Origin of the sequence: Kitasatospora sp. NBC_01539, assembly GCF_045040525.1 — a bacterium.
Taxonomy (GTDB): domain Bacteria; phylum Actinomycetota; class Actinomycetes; order Streptomycetales; family Streptomycetaceae; genus Kitasatospora.
This window is the reverse complement of record NZ_CP109390.1, coordinates 8,035,746-8,053,518: the sequence shown is the minus strand read 5'-3', so window position 1 is coordinate 8,053,518 and position 17,773 is coordinate 8,035,746. Positions and strand designations below refer to the sequence as shown.

Below are 17,773 nucleotides of genomic sequence, written 5' to 3'. Positions count from 1 at the left end.
GCGCCGCCGCCGGGGTCACGGTCGTCGACGTGGACCGTCCCGACCGGCCCAGGAGTGGGCCACGAGGACGGAGCGAAACAGGCAGAGGCGGTCCGCCGACCGGGTCGGCGGACCGCCTTGCCCTACAGGATCAGTAGGACAGATCGCCCTGCCCCTCGATCACACGGCCCGCGATGTACAGGTCGCCGGCGGAGTCGAGGATGGCGATCACCTTCTTCTCGGTTCCGTGGAAGGTGCTGAACACGATCCTGTCCCCTTCCTGACTGGTGGAATGGTTCGTGTTCACCGAGAGCTCGATTCCGAGCGGCGAGCTGATGACCACGTCCTGCTTTCCGGCATCCGAGAACTTCGGGCTGGGCCGCAGGCTGATCCGCCCGTGCGTGTCGCCCTCTTCCCAGTCCGTTGCCACGCCGAGATCCACGTCAGGCATAATTGGTCCCCCCTCGATATTCGGCGGTACCGCGCTTCCCGCCCCGCGACCGCACGACCAGCGCAGGCGCAGGCGAAATGCACACCCCGCACCTCATTTGGCGTTCCCGGCCCCGCGCCGTACACCGGCCACGACGGGGGTCGAGCACGAGGCTCAACTTATGCCCGCCGGGCCGGCGATGTCACTAGTAAGAATTAGCACCACCCGCCCTTCGGCTTGATCTTGCTTTACCGCAAAGGCCCCCTCTGGAACCCACCCGTCCCACACACACCAATATGCCGGTGGGAGGACGCACCCGATCGGTTGCACGCCTTCGATAAAAGAGCCGGCATGACTGCAGCTGACCGAAAACAGCACCACCCGTCGCAGTTCCGACGCAACTCCCGTGACAGCGGCCCCTTTCCCGTCCCGGGCCGAGGTGCCCGCCGGATGAAGAGCACCAGGACGCAGCCTCCGCACCAGGACCCGGGCCGGGGGCGGGGCGGCCCGGCGGACGTCCACGGATCGGAAGGACGTCACCAGTCCGAGTTGGTCGCGCCCAGACTCAGCAGGACCTGGTCGAAGGTGTTGCCGTCGTTGTCATCGGTGTACGACATCGCGAGTGTGCCGAACGGGGAGGACGCCACCGCGACCTGCTCCTGTCGACCGGTCGTGACCTGGCTGACGGACTGGGCCGGCAGCCGGCCGGCGAAGGTGCCGTCGGGGTTGAGGCCCCTGGCCCAGACCGCGGGATCGGTGCCGGCGACGCTCCAGCCGACCACGGCGTCGCGCTGGTCGTCGATGCCGACCGTGGGGTTGCCTGCTCCGGCTGCGCCGGAGATCTCGACCTCGGCCGAGCCCGGGGTGCCGGTCGCGGTGAACGACCGGGCCCAGACGCCACGGGTGCCGGTGTGATCGGACTCCCATGCCACGGCGAAGTCGCCGTTGAAGGCGGCGGCCACGGACGGGCGTTGCTGCTGCCCGCCGCCGAGGCTGTTGGCGCTGCGGCGGGTGAGTGCGACGGCCCCGTTCGCCTTGGCCAGCTTCACCAGGCCGATCTGGTAGAGGCCGTTGCCGTCGGTGTCCTCGTCCCAGACGACGACGGCGTCGCCCGAGGCGGAGGTCGCGACGTCGGGGTTGTGGTGCGCGCCGCCGGCCGCGTTGACCGTCACCTCGTAGGCCTTCGTCGTGGTCCCGGTGAACCCGGCGGCCTTCACCGTCGCCGCCGCGGTGCCCTGGGTGTCCTCCCACACCACGGAGAACGCGACCGCGCCGGTGCTGTTGGGCGCGCCGTCCGGATCGACCGCGACGCGCGGACGGGTCTGCTGGCCGTCGGCGCTCGCGTTGGCCCGACCGGAGCCGAGGACCGCACCTGCCGGGGAGAGCACACGGTAGGTGATGTTGTAGAGCCCGTTGCCGTCCGGGTCCTCCGCCCACACGACGACGGCGTTGCCCCGGTCGTCGAGTCCCACGTCGGGCTGGAGATGCCGCCAGGCCGTGCCCGCGGTCCCGCCCGCCGAGAGCTTCGCCTCGTAGGCCGAGACGCCGTTGCGGTACATCCGCACCCACACGTCGCTGTGCGCGTCGTCGCCGGCGCCGGTCGAGTCGCGGTCGTCCTCCCAGACCACCGCGACGTCGCCGGGGCGGTCGGCCGCGATCGAGGCGGAGTCCTGGTCACCGGTGGAGTCGCTGTTCGCGGTCACCCAGGACGAGGGCCCCACCGCCGAGGCCGGGACGGCCATGGCGAGGACAGCGGCGAGGCCGGCGATGGCCGCGCCGAGTATCGAGAGCTTACGCATCGGCCAACCCCGGCTTTCCGTCGTGGATGACAAAGGTCCGGGCGGTGGTCGCCGCCGCGCCGTGCTCGGTCACCGTCGCCACCGACCGGAAGTCGGCTGTGAGCTGCGACGGCGTGATGCGCGTGCGGACGTAGCCGCGCCGCTCGGAGTAGAAGCGCTGATGCGGGTTGAGCGATCCGTTGGGGATCGTCGTGGTGGCGGTTCCGTTGCCGCCGCTGGTGACGGAGGTGCAGACGAGCTCGGAGCCGATCGTCGCCGACGACGGATCGGCGTAGTCGGCCTTGAGGTCGTTGGCCCACGAGGTGTGCACGTCACCGGTGAGGACGACCGGGTTGCGTACGGCCCGGTCGATGATGCCCTGCTGGATCCGCGCCCGGCCGGCCCGGTACCCGTCCCAGGCATCCATGTTCATCGCGCCGGACGCGTTCACGTCGCGGGCGAAGAAGATCTGCTGGCCGATGAGGTCCCAGGTGCTCAGGTGCCGGCCGAGTCCGTCGAGCAGCCAGGCCTCCTGGGCCGCACCGGTGACCGAACGGTTGGGTAGATCGGCGTCGGCGCAGACCTTCATCCCGTCGCCGCAGGCCTGGTCGTCGCGGAACTGACGGGTGTCGAGCATGTGGAACGTGGCGAGGGTGCCCCAGCGGACCCGGCGGTAGAGCTGGATGCTGTTGCCGGAGGGCATCGCGGCGGCCCGCAGCGGCATGTTCTCGAAGTAGGCCTGGTACGCGGCCGTGCGTCGCGCGGTCCACTGGGCCGCCGTCAGCGAGGGGCTGCTGTCGGCGCGGACCATGTCGGCGTAGTTGTTCTCCACCTCGTGGTCGTCCGGCACCACCAGCCAGGGCGCGATCGCGTGTGCGGCCTGGAGGTCCGGGTCGCTGCGGTAGAGCGCGTAGCGGCGGCGGTAGTCGGCCAGCGACACGATCTCGCTGCCGAGGTGCTGGCGCACGCCCCCGGAGGTGGCGCCGCCCTCGTAGATGTAGTCGCCCAGGTGCAGGATCAGGTCGGGGCGGTCGTCGGCCATGCGGCGGTAGGCGGTGTAGTAGCCCTGCTCGTAGTGGGCGCACGAGGCGAAGGCCATCGTGAAGTCACGCCCGACCGTGGTCGGCGCCGGCGCGGTGCGGGTCCGGCCCACCGGGGAGATGAATCCCTGGGCCCGGAACCGGTAGTAGTACTCCGAGTCCGGGGCGAGTCCACCGGCCAGCACGTGCACCGCGTGGGCCTGGGCGTAGCGGGCGGTGACCGTACCGGAGCTGACGAGGGTGGTGAAGTTCTGGTTGGTCGACACCTGCCAGTCGACGGCGACGTCGGCGTTGGGCATGCCGCCCTGACCGTCCGCGTTGGTCGGCGTGGGAGCCAGGCGCGTCCAGAGCACCACACTGCTGTCGTCCGGTTCCCCGGAGGCGACGCCGAGCGTGAAGGGGAAGGGCGTGGAGGCGGCGGCCGACGGCTGGGCCATCGCCCCGAGTTGGAGCGCAACGGTGCTCGCGGTGGTGAGTCCGCCCAGGATGAGGGTGCGGCGACGTAAGTTGCTCATGGCCGCCCATGCTCACGGACGCGGGTGAACTCCCGCCCCCGCGATGGGGACGGTCAAGTGACTTGGCGACGTAGAGAGTTGGTCAGACAGCCTGGGCCGGGCCGGGACCTGCGGTGTGCCGCCCGGTCCGGACCGTCACGGGAGGACGGTCCGGACCGGGTCCGTACGGCCTGTGGAGAACTCAGCCGAGGGTGGTGGGGACGCCCGGGGTGAGCCAGTGCAGGTGGTCGGCGAGGTCGGCCTGTTCGAAGGCGGTGACGACGTCCTCACGGCCCCGGGAGAAGTGTGCCCAGGACGCGTAGTGGACGGGGATGACGCTCTTCGCGCCGAGCGATCGGACGAGTGCCACGCCCTGGGCGCCGTCGAGGGTGATCGGCAGTTCGCCGATCTCGTCCACCTGGGCGGCGCCGAAGTGGAGGACGGCGGTGCCGATCGCGAAGCGCCTTCCGATCTCGTCGAGTTCGTCGAAGTAGACGGTGTCGCCGGAGACGTAGAGCGCTTCGTCCTCGCCGGGCTGCTCCACGACGAAGCCGATCACGTCTCCGGCGTGCAGGCCCGGGGTGGCCGTGATGCGCAGGCTCTCCGTACCGCGGGTTATCTCGTGGCTCGCCCACGGATCGAGTCCTACGGCTCCCTCGCCGATCCGGCCGGCGCCGCTGCCGGTGGTGAGAACGGTCCGTCCGGCGAGCAGCGCTCGGCCCGCGTCGTCCAGGTTGTCGGGGTGCTCGTCGTGGCTCAGCAGGACGGCGTCGATGGCGGGCAGTTCGTCAACCGTCAGGGCGGGGCCGACGGTGCTGTTCAGGGTGACCGTGCCGAACCGGTACTGCGCCGGGGCCGGATCGAAGACCGGGTCGGTCAGCAGCCGGAATCCGCCGATCTCCAGCAGGACGGTGGCGGTGCCGATGTGGGTGACGGTGATCTTCACGGTGTTCTCCTGAGGTGGGGTACGGGCTGCGGCGCGGTGCCGTGGCGGTGGGTCAGTGCGCGTGCTCGGCCTGCAGCATCCAGTGCTGCTTCTCCAGTTCACCGGTGACCACGATGAGCAGGTCCTGGGTGACCGGGTCCGCCGTCGTGGTGTCCTCGATGCGCCGGCGCATCCGGTCGACGAGGGTGCTCATCGAGGCGGTCACCAGGTCGAGGGCCGCGGAGTCCTTGATCCAGCCGGCCGGGAAGGCGGGGAGCCCGCTGGTGGCGGTGACGGTGGCCGGGCGGCCGTCCGGCGGGCTGCCGATGGTGGCGGCCCGTTCGGCCAGCACGTCCGAGAAGTCGCGTGCTGTGACGACCAGTTCGTCCAGCTGCTCGTGCAGGGAGCGGAAGCGCGGGCCGAAGAGCGCCCAGTGGGCCTGTTTGGCGTTGAGCGAGAGGTCGAGCAGGTCGACCAGGGCGCCCTGCAGCGCCTGTGCGGTGACTGCCCGGTCGGACTCGGCGAGGGGGCCGGTGACGATCGTCATGGGAGTGCTCCGGTCGTGTCGGGTGGCTGCCCGCCGGGGACCGGCCGTGGTGGGCCTGTCCCCCGGCGGGCGAGGCGGCTGTCAGCCGTCGGCGGCGTCGAGGACGAGGTCGGTGACGGCGCGGGGGTGGCTGATCATCGCGGCGTGGGAACTGTCGATCTCCACGGTGCGGGCGTGCGCGCGGGCGGCCATCGCCCGCTCGGCCTGCGGGGGGATCGTCCGGTCGTTGCGGGCCACCAGGTACCAGGACGGGATCGTCCGCCAGGCGGGGACGGCTGCCGGCTCCAGAAGGGTGGCGAACGCGGCCGGGCGCTGCGCCGCGGCGAGCTGGGCGGCCTGCGCGGCGGGCAGGTCCTGGGCGAAGAGCTGACGGAAGTACGCGGGGTCGAGGTAGGCGTCGGCGTCGCCCGGCGCCGCGCCGGGGAAGGGCCGGGCGATCACGTGCTGGAGGAGTTCGGAGGTGCCGCCGCCGAGCTCGGTGGCCTGGGCGACGCTCTCGCCCTCGGCGGGGGCGTAGGCCGCGATGTAGACGAGGGCCTTGACGGCGGGGTTGCCGGTGGCGGCACCGGTGATGACCGCCCCGCCGTAGGAGTGGCCGACGAGCACCACCGGTCCGCTGACGGTGGCGAGGAACGACGTGAGGTACGCGGTGTCCCCGGTCAGGCCGCGCAGCGGGTTGGCGGGGGCGAGGACGGTGTAGCCGCGCTTCTGCAGGGACTGGATGACGGTGTTCCAGCCGGAGGCGTCGGCGAAGGCGCCGTGCTCCAGCACGATGGTGGGCCTGACCCGGGCAGGGTCGTGGGCCGGGGTGCCCGATGCCGCGGCGGGGACCGCGGTCAGGCCGAGGAGGAGCAGGGCGCCGAGTACGGCGGCACGGCCGGATCGGGGTGCCGTGCGCCTGGTGCGGGGGTTCATGGGTCTTCCTCGGAATCGCGGGGAGGGATCGGGATGCAGCTGGTGACGGATCACTTGACGAAGCGTTCGACGAAGGCGAGGGCGGTGGCGGCGACTTCGCGCCAGCCGGAGTCGATGGTCAGCGAGTGGCCGCGCCCCGGGATCTCGGTGAACTCGGTGAGTCCGGGGTTGCGCTGCTGCCGCTTGTAGGCCGCGGCCGAGATCGCGTGCGGGACGGTGTGGTCCTTCTCGCCGGAGACGATCAGCAGCGGTCCGCGGTCCGGGTTGTCGGTGTCGGCCTTCGCCTCCGTCCAGGGGTTGAAGTTCGCCGTCGCGGCCTGGAACAGCGGAGCCCCGGGCGCGGGCACGGCGTAGGCCTCGTGGAGGTGTCGGGCCTCCTGCTCGCCGACCGCGTTGGCGAAGGCGTAGCGGAACTGCTCGTAGGTGAGCGGGACGGCACGGTGGCGGTTGGCCGGGTTGCCGAGCACGGGGAGGGAGGAGCGCAGGGCCGAGATCGGGAGCGGCAGGACGCCGCGGAAGGGGGCGGCGTCAATGGCGACGGTGGCTGCCGACAGGCCGCGTCCGGCGATGATCTGGGCGAGGAGTCCGCCGAAGGAGTGGCCGATGACGGCGGGCTTGCGGTCGAGGCGGGCGATGACGGCGCCGTAGTGGTCGGCGACCTGCCCGACGGTCTTGTTCGCGAACACCTCGGGGTGGGCGGCGGCCTCCTCCACGGTGTCGGGGTCGTCGGGCCATCCCGGGGAGAGCGGTGTGTAGCCGGCGGCCTCGAAGAGTGCGGCCCAGCGGTCCCAGCTGGCGGGCAGCAGCCACAGGCCGTGGATGAAGACCACGGGGGTGCGCCCGGAGGCGTTGGCCCGCTCGATGTCGGCCAGGGTCGGGGCGGGAATCAGGGGTGCGGGATCGGACATGGCTGCTCCGTGAGGTGTGGATCCGTGAGGTGGGAAAGAGCCCGGGAGGGGCGGATGTGTGCGGCGAAGGCTGCCGGCAACGGGTCGCCGTGGGCCGGTGCGCGGGGAAGGCGGCCGGCAACGGGTCGGCCGTGGGCCGGCGGCGCGGGCCGGGTGTGGGCCGGGTGTGGGCCCGGGCGGCTGTTCTCGGCCCGCGCCGCCGGATCTGCTGCGGTCGTGCTCAGGAAGCGATGAAGGCGAGCAGGTCGGCGTTGAACGCCTTCTCGAAGTCGCCGACCAGGCCGTGCGGCGCGCCCGGGTAGGTCCTCAGGACTGCGTTCTTGAGGAGCTCGACGCTCTGCAGGGCGGCGGCCTGGATGGGGACGATCTGGTCGTCGTCGCCGTGGGCGACCAGGACGGGGACGTCGATGCTCTTGAGGTCCTCGGTGAAGTCGGTCTCGGAGAAGGCCTTGATGCAGTCGAGCGCTCCCTTGATGCCGACCTGCATGCCCATCAGCCAGAACGCGTCGCGCAGGCCCTGGGAGACGGCGGAGTCTTCGCGGTTCGCGCCGTAGAAGGGGGTGCTGAGGTCCTGGTAGAACTGCGAGCGGTCGGCGGTGACCCCGGCGCGGATGCCGTCGAAGACCTCGATCGGGGAGCCCTGCGGGTTGGCTGCGGTCCTGAGCATCAGCGGCGGGACCGCGCCGAGCAGGACGGCCTTGGAGACGCGGGCGCTGCCGTGCCGGCCGAGGTAGCGGGTGACCTCGCCGCCGCCGGTGGAGTGGCCGACCAGGACGGCGTCGGTCAGGTCGAGCTGTTCGATGAGCTCGGCGAGGTCGTCGGCGTACTGGTCCATGTGGTTGCCGTCCCAGGTCTGGGCGGAGCGGCCGTGGCCGCGCCGGTCGTGGGCGACGGCGCGGAACCCGTGGGAGGCGACGAGGTTGGCCTGGCTGTCCCAGGCGTCGGCGTTCAGCGGCCAGCCGTGGCTGAAGACGACCGGACGGCCGTTGCCCCAGTCCTTGTAGAAGATCTCGGCGCCGTCGCGGGTGGTGATGGTGGGCATGGTGTACCTCCGTTGGGTGCGGGTGGTGGTTCCGGCCGGTCGGCCCGGGTGCTGCCACCCGGGCCGGCCCGCCGTGTTCCGGTGGTCCGAGTCTGTTGTACGGCGGGTGTTCTGAGCTTGGGTCAACCGACTCACCTGCGGCGGGTTGAGTCGTCGTCGGCGCGCTCAGTCGTCCGCCCGCGGGGTGGCCGCCGGCCCGGCAGGACGGGCCCGATATCCTCGGCGGCGCTGGTCATCAGGGGTGGTGCGCAGTCCCGGGCAGGCGTGACAGGGGCGGAAGGGCTGGTGTGCGGTGCTCGTACTCGACACGGCGGAGCTGCCGAGCCGGGATCGTGCGGAGGCCGTGTTCGCCGCGATGCTGACCGCCACGCCGGCCTGTCGGCTCGTTCACTGGGATCCGGATGCCGTCCTGCGGGCGCGGATCGACCTGTGGGACTTCGGCGGGGTGTTCCTGTGGCGCCACGAGGGGTCGGGCGTGCGGATGACGCGTACCGCGGCGCACATCCGCCGCGACGCCCCCGAGACGGTGGCGATCGCCCTGCAGGAATTCGGCCGTGCCCGGCGGATCCAGGCCGCGCACACGGCGGACCTGCGCCGCGGCGACCTCCTGCTGTCCGACCTGACCGCGCCCTACGACTACGCGTGGAGCGGGGTCGGCGCCGCCAGCGCGCTGTCGATCCCCTACGAGCGGCTGGGGCTGCCGGTGGACCTGGTGCGCCGGGCCGTGCCGCTGCTGTGCACGAGCAGCCTGTACGGCTTCGTCCGCGACCACCTGGCCCGGTTGGCCGCCGACGCGGACGTGCTCGGTGCCGATGCCGGGGCGTCCGGTCTGGGGGAGGCGAGTGTCTCGCTGGTGCGCGCGCTGCTCGTGTCCGCCGCCCGCCACGACCCGCAGGCCCGCCCGGCGCTCGCGGAGACCCTTCCGGTGCGGATCCACGCCTACATCGACCTGCACCTGCGCGACCCGCTCCTGCGGCCCGCCGTGATCGCCGCCGCACACGGCATCTCGCTGCGGCAGCTCTACCGTCTGGTGCAGCCCCCGCACTCGTCCCTGGAGCAGTGGATCATCAACCGGCGGCTGGAGGGCGTGCGCGCCGACCTGGGCCGGCCCGAGAACGGCAGGCGCCCGATCGCGGAGGTGGCGCGTTCCTGGGGCTTCGCCGATCCCTCTCACTTCGGCCGCCGCTTCCGCGCGGCGTACGGCCTCACCCCGCGGGAGTGGCGCCGCCTCCTCACCGAGAACGGGTAGCCGACCCGACGGCGTCGGCTGGCCCGAGCGTGCCGCCCGGGTGCCGTTCTGGCCCCGGCGTGTCGGCGTTCACGGCAAAACGGGCACCGCCGGTCGGAGTGCACCGCTCGTTCCTAGGCTCACCGTGCCAGGTCTCCCGCCCGAGCACCCTTCAGCCGCGGCGGGCCCCGGCCGTGCAGCACCACGCACCACGTCGGAGAGCGCCCATGACCCGTCCACTCCCCTCAGCCCGGCCACTCCCCTCAGCCCGGCCCCGTCCCGCCCCTGTTCCTGTTCCTGTTCCTGCCCCTGTTCCTGCCTCTGCCTCTACCCGGACCGAGCCGTCGGGAGGACCGGCCGCACTCCACGGACGCGACACCGAGATCGCGTTCCTGGAACGCCTGCTGGACCTCCTGCAGCAGGGCGAGGGCGCCGCTGTCGCCATCGGCGGGACCGCCGGCACCGGCAAGTCCGCCCTGCTGGCCGCGGTCCGCGACAGTGCGGCGCAACGGTCCATGACCGTGCTCTGCGCCGCGGGCGCCGCATCGGAGAGCAAGCTGCCCTTCGCGGCTCTCCACCGGCTCCTCCTCCCCCTGTGGTCCGATCCCTGCCGGGCCGCCCCGGACACGGTGCGCACCCTGCGCGCCGCCGTCACGGTCGGCGCCCGGCCGGACGACCGGCTCAAGGTGGCGCACGCGGTCCTGAAACTGCTGACCGGCTGCGCCGCCCGCACACCCGTGGTCGCGATCCTCGACGACGCCCAGTGGATCGACGGCCCGACGGCCGAGGTGTTGGCCTTCGTCGCCCGGCGGATCGGCCGGGCGTCCCTCCTGCTGCTGACCGCGGCCCGACCCGGCAACAACGGCAACGCCGGCGTACCGGACGACGACATGCCCTTCCTGGACCTTCGGGACCTCGACGACACCGCGGCCGCCTCGCTGCTGGACTCACTCCCGCAGCGGCCGCCGCCGACGCAGCGCGCCCTCATCCTCCAGCAGGCCGCGGGCAATCCGCTGGCGCTGCTCGAACTGGCCCGGGCGGTCGCCGACGGCGCTGCGACGGCCCGGCTCGAACCGACCGGTCTACTGCCCCTGACGCCCGCACTGGAGCGGATCCACGGCGCACGGCTGCCCGCCCTGGGCGCCACCACCCGGCAGGCGCTCCTGGTCGCCGCTGCCGCCGGCGAGCCGGACCGGGAAGCAGTGCTGGCCGCGGTGCACCTGTGCACCGCGGCCACCGGTGATCTGCCGGGGCCCGAGGCCTGGCAGCCCGCGGAGGAGGCCGGCCTGGTGGTCGTCGAGGACGGCCGGGTGCGGTTCCGGCACCCGCTGGTGCGCTCGGCCGTCTACCAGGGGGCGTCGTTCGCGGCCCGCCGGCACGCCCACCTCGCGCTGGTGGCGGCCCTTGCGGGCAGCCCCGACCGGCAGGCATGGCACCGCTCGGCGGCGGCACTGGGACCGGACGAGGAGATCGCGCAGGACCTGGTCGCCACGGCCGACAGGGCCCGCCGGCGAGGGGGCTACCAAGGGGCCGCGGCCGCGATGAGGCGCGCGGCGGAACTGACCCCGCACGCACCGCTGCGTACCCACCGGCTGCTGGAGGCCGCCGAACTCGCGATGTTCGCCGGCCTTCCGGACGAGGTCGCCGCCATCACCACGCAGGCGGTCGCGAGCGCCGACGACCCGCGGTCACTGAGCGCGGCCTCCATCCGGGCCGGATGGGCGCTGGCCGTCACCACCCGCCACAGCGCCTCGCTCGGCTTCCTGCTGCCGGCGGCCTCCGCAGCGCTCACCGGCGACCCGCAGGACGCGCTCGCCGCGCTGAGCACGGCCGCCACCGTGGTCTACAACAGCGGCGCCCCGCGCCCACGCCGTGAGAGCCTGCGGCTGACCGCCCTGCTCGCTGCGGACACCGGGCACGTGGCGGACCGTCTGTGGGCCCGGGCCGGCTGCGACCCCTTCGGCGACCGCCGGCACCACCTGCAGCTGCTGGCCGAGGGCGCCGCCGAACGGGAGCCCGCGCTGCTGCACCTGATCCTGCTGGGCGCCGGCGCGTGGATCCTCGACGAGACGGACACCTCCCTGCACCTGCTCGGCCAGGCGCAGGACCACCTCCGGCGCATCACCACGGCGGGCACCAACGCGACCCTGTCCGCCGCCCTGGGGCTGGCGCAGTACGAGAGCGGAGCATGGCAGGCCGCCCGGTCGACCTCCGTCGAGGCGTACACGGTGGCACGCGAGGGCGGCCTGGAGATGGCGGCGGCCAGCTCCTGCTCACTGGTCGCGGCCCTGGACGCGGTCCAGGGCGACACCGCACGGGCACGGGCCCGGCTCGCACGGGCCATGATCGGGGTCGAACCCGCCGAGACCCTGGCCATGGCGGTGCGCGCCCGCGTCGTCCTGGCAACGGCGGCGACAGCGGACGGCGACCACTCCGGCGCCTGGGAACAGCTGCGCGGGCTGTTCGCGGGCGACGCCGGTGCGGCCCCGCTGCACTACCACGCCTCCTTCTACGCCGTCGCCGACCTCGCGGCCTGCGCCGCCCGGGTGGACCGCCGGCACGAGGCCCTACGGCTGCTGGAGACGGTCGAGGACCGCCTCCGGGGACGGACGAGCATCCGCCTGGATCTGCTGCTGCACCGGGCGCGCGCGCTGCTGTCCGGCCCGCAGAACGCCGAGGAGCACTTCCTGGCCGCCCTCGACCCGGCCGGCGATCCATGGCCCTTCGAGCAGGCCAAGGCGCGACTGGAGTACGGGGAATGGCTGCGCCGGCGCCGCCGCGTCAACGACGCCCGCCCCGTCCTGGCCGGCGCCCTGGCCGTGTTCGAACGGATCGGGGCCCGGCCCTGGACGGCCCGGTGCACCGCGGAACTGCGGGCCTGCGGCGTGACCCCGCACCGCACCCGCGACCCGCACGAGCGGGCGGAGACCGGCCTCACCGCGCAGCAGCTCCAGATCGCCCGGCTCGCGGCCGAGGGCCTGAGCAACCGGGAGATCGGCGAACGGCTGCTGCTCTCCCCGCGCACCATCGGATTCCACCTGTACCAGGTCTTCCCGAAACTGGGCGTCGCCGCCCGCTCCCAGCTTCAGAAGGCCCTCGCGGAGCACATGCCGCGATGACCGGTCAGATGACCTAAGCACCCCGCCGACCTGAGTCCCAGGATGGACGAGAGGGCTTCGCCCGCCTGCCCGCGCCCCTGCTCCCGGTGGTGAACCCTTGCCCGAGCCCGAACCGACCGCCCGACCGACCCCGCCGATCGCCCGACCGGCCCCGCCTCCGGCAACGGCCACCACCGCCGCCGCCGCCGCCGAGACCCTGTACGGCCGGGAGAACGACCTCGCCCTCCTGGAACACCTCCTGGACCAGGCCCGGCACGGCCGGGGAGGTGCCCTGTCCGTCACGGGAGGAGCCGGACTGGGGAAGTCGACCCTGCTCGCAGCCGCCGCCCGCAGCGCCCGCCGACGCTCGATGACCGTCCTGAGCGCGGCCGGCGTCGAGTCCGAGAGCCACCTGCCGTTCGCCGGCCTGCACCAGCTGCTGCTTCCGCTGCGGGCCGAGGCCGTCCGGCTGGAGCCCCGGCAGCGCCGCGCACTTCGCGCCGCGTTCGCTCTGGAAGACACCGCCCCCGAGCTGTTCGGAATCGCGCTCGCGACCCTCGAACTCCTCTCGGAGGCGGCCGGACACACGCCGGTGCTCCTCATCGCCGACGACACGCACTGGCTGGACCGGCCCACCCAGGACGTCCTGTCGTTCGTCGCCCGCCGACTGGGCGTCGACCCCGTCGTCGTCCTGACCGCCTCCCGCACCAGGGCACCCGCCGCGCACGGCGGCCCCGGGTTCGCCGAACTGCGGCTGCGGTCCCTCGACGACCGCACCGCCCGCGCACTACTCGACACCCACGCACCCCATCTGGCGCCCACCGACAGGGCACTCGTCCTCGACCGCGCGGCGGGCAACCCGCTCGCACTCGTGGAACTGCCCAGGGCCCTGGCCGACGCGGGCCCGGCAGGCCGGCTCCCCGACCTCGTTCCCCTCAACGAGCGGCTGGAGCAGGCGTTCACCGCACGCACCACCACCCTGCCCCGGGCCACCAGGACCCTGCTCCTGGCCGCGGCAGCCGAGGGCGGCTGCGAGCTGGGGCAGCTCCTACGGGCCGCGAGCATCGTCGAGGGCGTACCGGTGGACACCCACGTCCTCCAACCCGCCGTCGACGAGGGCCTCGTGCACCCCGACACCCTCCGGGTGCGGTTCCGCCATCCCTTGATCCGATCCGCCGTCTACGCCCGTGCCGGCGTCGCCGAACGGCTCGCCGTCCACGCCGCCCTGTCCACCGTGCTGGCCCACGACCCGGACCGGCACGTCTGGCAGCGGGCCGCCGCCACCCTCGGCACCGACGAAGGCGTGGTCACCCTCCTGGAGGAGTTCGCCGCCCGCGCCCGGGCCCGCGGTGGCAACACCGCCGCCGTCGGCGCACTCGAGCAGGCCTCCGCACTCACCGCCCTCCCCCCGCGCCGGACCTCACTCCTGCTGGGCGCCGCGGAACTCGCCGCCGAACTCGGCCGCCGCCAAACCGCCGCCGACCTCGCCTCCCGGGCCGACCCCGCCCAGATGGGCCCCGTGGAACGCGCCCGGCTCACCGCCGTCCGCGAGGTCGTCGCACCCGGGCCCATGCGCGACGAGGCGCAGGTCCACACCCTGCTGGAGGAATCCGCACAGGCCCGTGAGGCCGGCCACACCGACCTGGCCGTCCACCTGCTCTGGCGGGCCGCCTCCCGCTGCTGGTGGGGCAACCTGCCGCACCACCTGCGCGAGAGCGTGGCCACCGCCACCGACCCGTTCGATCTGCGGCCCGACGACCCGCGCCTGCTGGCCGTACGCGCCTACGCCCTCCCCGAAACACACGGCACCGCGGCCATGGCCCGCACGGCACAGCTGACACCGGACCGCTCCGACCCCGACGCCGTGCGGTTCCTCGGCAGCACGGCCCTGATCCTCGGGGACTTCCACACCTCCTCCGCCTACATGGCCACCGCCGCCGACAGTTGCCGCTCCCAGGGCCGTCTCGCCCTCCTCGCCCGCACCCTGGGCGCCGGCAACTGGGGCCGCCTGTGGACCGGCGAATGGGACCGCGTCCGCACCGAGAGCGAAGAAGCCGCCGCCCTCGCCGAGGAAACCGGCGAACGGTTCTGGGCCGTGTCCGCCACCACCAACCTGGCGATGCTCGCCGCACTGCGCGGCGAGCACGATCTCGCGGAGACCCTCGCCGCGCAGGCCCGCAGCAGCCCCCAGGTGACCGGCATGCGCTTCCTGCTCGTCGGCATCCAGCAGGTGCGCGGCATCGCGGCGAGCACGGCCGGCCGCCACGACGAGGCGTTCGACCTCCTGCGAAACGCCTTCGACGCCACCCACGACACCCACCACGACATGCGCTGGTGGACAGCCCCCGACCTCGCGGACGCCGCCGTCCACACCGGCCGCCAGGACGAGGCACGCCGCATCCTCGCCGGACTCGGCACCCACGCAGACCGCCTCCCCTCCCCCATGACCCTGATGTGCCTGCACTACACCCGGGCCGTCCTGGCCGACGACGACGCCGCCGAACTCCACCTCAAGGAAGCCCTCGAAGAGGCGGACCGCTGGCCGATCCACCGCGCCCGCCTCCTGCTCGCCCAAGGACGCCTGCTGCGCCGCCTGCGCCGCACCGCCGACTCCCGCGCGCCCCTGCGCCGGGCCCGCGACATCTTCGACGCCCTCGGATCACCCCACTGGAGCAACGTCACCCGCCAACTCCTACGGGCAGCAGGGGAGGACAGCCAACGACGCACCCCGGCGGCCCGGGAGCAGCTCAGCCCCCAGGAGCTCCAGATCGCCACCATGGCCGCCGCAGGCCTCACCAACCGCCAGATCGGCCAGCAGCTCTTCCTCTCCCACCGCACCGTCGGATCCCACCTCTACCGGATCTTCCCCAAGCTCGGAATCACCACCCGCACCCAGCTCGGCGAAGCCCTGCGCACCGCTCCCCCGCCCGCAACCCCTGGATGACCCGGGCTCTCCCCCGACCTATCGCCACCGTCATCGTCACCGTCAGGTTGAAGCACCGGAGCCGAAATCGGTTTGCCGCCGGTCGGCCCGGTCGGATAGGAAGCTCGCATGCTACGAGGCGACACGATCGGGCTGCGGGCCCGGCACGAGGAGGACATCCCGATCCTGCGGGCCGAGCTCTACGACGACGTGGTCAACTCCTCCCGGTCCGAAAGCCGGCCGTGGCGGCCGATCACGCCCGGCTCGAAGGACCCGCGGCTCGTGGTGGACGACGACGAGCCGAGGCACGTCCCGTTCTCCGTGGTGGAGTTGGACGGCGGCGCCCTGGTCGGCACGGCGGCGCTGTGGGGCATCGACACCCACCACCGGTCCGCACACATCGGCCTGGGACTGCTGCCGTCCTCCCGCGGCAGGGGCTACGGCACCGATGCGGTCGCGGTGCTGTGCCACTACGGTTTCGTCGTCCGCGGCCTGCAGCGGCTGCAGATCGAGACGCTGTCGGACAACGCCGCGATGCTGCGCGCCGCCGAGCGCAACGGATTCGCCCGCGAGGGCGTGCTGCGCTCCTCGGCCTGGGTGATGGGAGAGTTCATGGACGAGGTGCTGCTCGGGCTTCTCGCCCAGGACTGGAAGGCGGACCCGAAGGCCCGCGCGGTTTCTTGATGATGCGTCCGGCCGGTCGACCGCCGGCCCCGGGGGAACGTCCACGGACGCCCGCGCCGGCGCGACGGCCCCGCCCCGCCGGTGCGGGCGCGAGTGCCGAAGCGGCGGCCGGTCCGTCGGACGCGTCGCAGCCGGGACCCGGGGAGCCCGCGGCCCCCGGCCGGTCCCCCGCTACCTGCCCTCCAGTGCTGCCACCAGTTGCGGCAGCGCGCCACCGGCCGCAATGAGGGCCAGGTGGTCGTGAAAGTCCCGGGTGTGGACGATCAGGCCGTCGCGGACCCTCAACACCTGGATGTTGGCGGCCTCGAAGGTCCGCCCGGTCGGCCGGTGGTGCACCTGGTAGTCCCATTCGGCGACGATCAGCTCCGGGTCGTCGGTCTCCCGGACCACCACGTTCGCCGGGGTCAGGTCCACCGGACTGTGCGCGGCGACCTGCGCGAAACGCTCCGCAAGCGCGGCCCGCCCCTCGATGCGGCGCGGCCCGATCGGCTCGAAGACGATCTCCGCCACGGCGTCCTCGGCGTAGAGCCCGGCCAGCTCGGTGTAGCGGCCCGCGGCGATGCCTTCGAGCAGCTTCGTGAAGACCTCGCGCGGTGTCGGCGTCCCGGGCATGATCAACCTCCGGTGAAATCCGTTGCTAGAATCGGACTGGTGAGTCCGCTTTCAACGATACGGACTGAACACTCCGGTTGTCCAGGGCGACGGCGCCGTCGACGAGGAAGGGCGAAAAGGATGAGCGATGCCAAGGAGCGCCCGCTGCGGGCGGACGCGGCCCGTAACCGGGCCAGGCTGCTGGACGTCGCCACGGAGGTGTTCACCACCCGCGGCGTCGGCGTACCGACCGAGGAGATCGCCCGGGCCGCCGGGGTCGGAGTCGGCACGCTCTTCCGCCACTTCCCGACCAAGGAAGCGCTGCTGGAGGCTGTGATGGTGCGCAGACTGGAGGCGATCGCCACCCGGACGGCACAGCTGGCCGCCGAACTGGAGCCCGCGGACGCCTTCTTCGCCTGCTTCCGCCTGATCGTCGAACAGTCTGCGGGCAAGAACGAGTTCGCCCGGGCACTCGCCGCAGCCGGCGTGGACGCGCACGTGGCCCTGCAGGCGTCCAGCGAGGTGATCCAGGCACAGCTCGCCCGGCTGCTGGACGGGGCGCAGCGGGCCGGAGCCGTCCGCCCGGAACTCGGCCTGCCGGAACTGATCGCCCTGCTGGTCGGCACCGGTGTGACGATGGAGCACCTCGGAACGGACCCGGCGGCCCGGCAGCGGATCTTCGACGTGGTCTTCGACGGGTTGCGGCCGCGCTGACCGACGGCGTGCCGCAGTGCCCTTGCGGACGCCCGCCGTTGTCCCACCGACGAGCCGTCGGCAGCGGCAGCGACGCGATGACCTGCCACTCCGCGTCGCTCATGCCGGAGGGACACCGGCGGGAGCGAGTCGGCCGGTCCGGTGGCGTCCAGCAGCTCGATGCCGGGGAAGGCGACGATCACGACGCGGTGCGGTGGGGACATGCCCTGATCCTTCCGCCCGGTCCGACATGGCCGCAATGACCGGGATCTGTCACATCGGGCCATCGACGAGGGCGTGGCCGAGCCCGCACGCCGATCAGTGCCCTGGCCGGTGCCGCTGACAACCCGGACCTGGACATCGCACGCGGGCGCTCAGTGCCAGACGGTGTTCCAGTCCTCGTACGTCGGACCACCGGTGTCCATGTCCACCTGGGACAGGAGGGCGACCAGGACGAGGACCGCCACGATCAGCACGAGCACCCCCACCCAGAAAGCG

14 protein-coding genes are annotated in these 17,773 nt (G+C 73.0%); 5 read left to right on the top strand and 9 right to left on the bottom strand.

Annotated features, from left to right (window positions below):
• Positions 1-130: 130 nt before the first annotated feature.
• The 8 genes from OG335_RS34935 to OG335_RS34900 form a co-directional block, all read right to left on the bottom strand.
• A complete protein-coding gene (locus OG335_RS34935) occupies positions 131-430 on the bottom strand; it encodes a DUF6342 family protein (RefSeq protein WP_405015166.1) in 300 nt (99 codons plus the stop codon).
• A 515-nt stretch (positions 431-945) separates the two neighbouring features.
• A complete protein-coding gene (locus OG335_RS34930; RefSeq protein WP_405015165.1) occupies positions 946-2,208 on the bottom strand; it encodes a hypothetical protein in 1,263 nt (420 codons plus the stop codon).
• Entirely contained in the window at positions 2,201-3,742 is a 1,542-nt protein-coding gene (locus OG335_RS34925; protein ID WP_405015164.1) for an alkaline phosphatase D family protein, read from the bottom strand. The genes OG335_RS34930 and OG335_RS34925 overlap by 8 nt, the downstream gene beginning before the upstream one ends.
• Positions 3,743-3,923: 181 nt before the next feature.
• Positions 3,924-4,667: an MBL fold metallo-hydrolase gene (locus tag OG335_RS34920; RefSeq protein ID WP_405015163.1), complete on the bottom strand. Its 744-nt coding sequence runs from the start codon at positions 4,665-4,667 to the stop codon at positions 3,924-3,926.
• Positions 4,668-4,719: 52 nt separating this feature from the next.
• Positions 4,720-5,193, bottom strand: a complete 474-nt coding sequence (locus OG335_RS34915; protein ID WP_405015162.1) for a Dps family protein — start codon at positions 5,191-5,193, stop codon at positions 4,720-4,722.
• 81 nt (positions 5,194-5,274) lie between these two features.
• The gene (locus tag OG335_RS34910) at positions 5,275-6,108 is read right to left on the bottom strand and encodes an alpha/beta fold hydrolase (RefSeq protein ID WP_405015161.1); all 834 of its coding nucleotides are present in this window, start codon (positions 6,106-6,108) and stop codon (positions 5,275-5,277) included.
• Between the two features lie 50 nt (positions 6,109-6,158).
• Complete coding sequence (locus tag OG335_RS34905; protein WP_405015160.1) at positions 6,159-7,016, bottom strand: alpha/beta hydrolase; 858 nt, start codon at positions 7,014-7,016, stop codon at positions 6,159-6,161.
• Between the two features lie 220 nt (positions 7,017-7,236).
• Complete coding sequence (locus OG335_RS34900) at positions 7,237-8,058, bottom strand: alpha/beta fold hydrolase (RefSeq protein WP_405015159.1); 822 nt, start codon at positions 8,056-8,058, stop codon at positions 7,237-7,239.
• A 292-nt stretch (positions 8,059-8,350) separates the two neighbouring features.
• On the opposite strand from OG335_RS34900, the gene OG335_RS34895 reads away from it, so the two are divergent.
• The 4 genes from OG335_RS34895 (at position 8,351) to OG335_RS34880 (ending at position 15,991) form a co-directional block, all read left to right on the top strand.
• Positions 8,351-9,307, top strand: coding sequence for a helix-turn-helix domain-containing protein (locus tag OG335_RS34895; RefSeq protein WP_405015158.1), 957 nt, complete (start codon positions 8,351-8,353; stop codon positions 9,305-9,307).
• A 206-nt stretch (positions 9,308-9,513) separates the two neighbouring features.
• Entirely contained in the window at positions 9,514-12,405 is a 2,892-nt protein-coding gene (locus OG335_RS34890) for an AAA family ATPase (protein ID WP_405015157.1), read from the top strand.
• A 97-nt stretch (positions 12,406-12,502) separates the two neighbouring features.
• Positions 12,503-15,328: an ATP-binding protein gene (locus tag OG335_RS34885; RefSeq protein WP_405015156.1), complete on the top strand. Its 2,826-nt coding sequence runs from the start codon at positions 12,503-12,505 to the stop codon at positions 15,326-15,328.
• Between the two features lie 108 nt (positions 15,329-15,436).
• Positions 15,437-15,991 carry a GNAT family N-acetyltransferase gene (locus tag OG335_RS34880; RefSeq protein ID WP_405015155.1) on the top strand — a complete coding sequence of 185 codons (555 nt, stop codon included), beginning with the start codon at positions 15,437-15,439 and terminating at the stop codon, positions 15,989-15,991.
• 171 nt (positions 15,992-16,162) lie between these two features.
• Here the strand turns inward: OG335_RS34880 and OG335_RS34875 are convergent, their stop codons facing one another.
• Positions 16,163-16,603, bottom strand: coding sequence for a nuclear transport factor 2 family protein (locus OG335_RS34875; protein WP_405015154.1), 441 nt, complete (start codon positions 16,601-16,603; stop codon positions 16,163-16,165).
• A 120-nt stretch (positions 16,604-16,723) separates the two neighbouring features.
• On the opposite strand from OG335_RS34875, the gene OG335_RS34870 reads away from it, so the two are divergent.
• Positions 16,724-17,296, top strand: coding sequence for a TetR/AcrR family transcriptional regulator (locus tag OG335_RS34870; protein ID WP_405015153.1), 573 nt, complete (start codon positions 16,724-16,726; stop codon positions 17,294-17,296).
• Positions 17,297-17,773: the final 477 nt, after the last annotated feature.